The organism is Micromonospora sp. RTBAU3-60 (assembly GCF_054963695.1).
Window position 1 is genome coordinate 1 of the sequence record NZ_JBUEGB010000208.1, and the last position, 617, is coordinate 617.

The 617-nt window shown below is 68.9% G+C and carries 1 protein-coding gene; it reads right to left on the bottom strand.

Annotated features, from left to right (window positions below):
- A partial coding sequence (locus ACY34I_RS40590; RefSeq protein WP_462760863.1) for an RNA-guided endonuclease InsQ/TnpB family protein occupies window positions 1-617 on the bottom strand: 617 nt, incomplete at both ends.

Genomic DNA, 617 nt, shown 5'->3' on the forward strand with positions numbered 1-617 from the left:
CTGGTCAGCTTGTGCAGGTGATCCCGCCGCCGATCGGCGATACGGGCATGAATGCGGGCCACCTTCAGGCGGGCCTTCGCCCGGTTCGCGGAGCCCTTCTGTTTGCGGGCCAGGTTCCGCTGCGCCTTGGCCAGCTTCCGCCGGTCGGCCTGCCCGTACCGCGGGTTGGCCACCTTGCCCTGCTCGTCGCTCAATCCGGGGATCGGGTGGGACAGGGTGAGCAGACTGGTGATCCCCGCATCCACACCCACCTCGGCATCGACCGGAGTCATGGGCGTCACCGTGGGGTCGTCGACCAGCAGGGACACGAACCAGCGGCCGGCAGCGTCCCGCGAGACGGTGACCGTGGAGGGTTCTGCCCCTTCGGGCAGGGGCCGCGACCACACGATGTTCAGCGGGGCGGCCATCTTGGCCAGGGTGAGCCGGCCGTCACGCCAGCGGAACGCGGAGCGGGTGTACTCCGCCGACGCCCTGGATTTGCGCTTGGACTTGAACCGCGGGTACCGGGCCCGCTTGTCCCAGAACGCCACGAACCCGGCCTGCAGATGCCGCAACGTCTGCTGCAACGGCACCGAGCTGACCTCGTTCAGGAACGCCAGCTCATCGGTGCGTTTCCA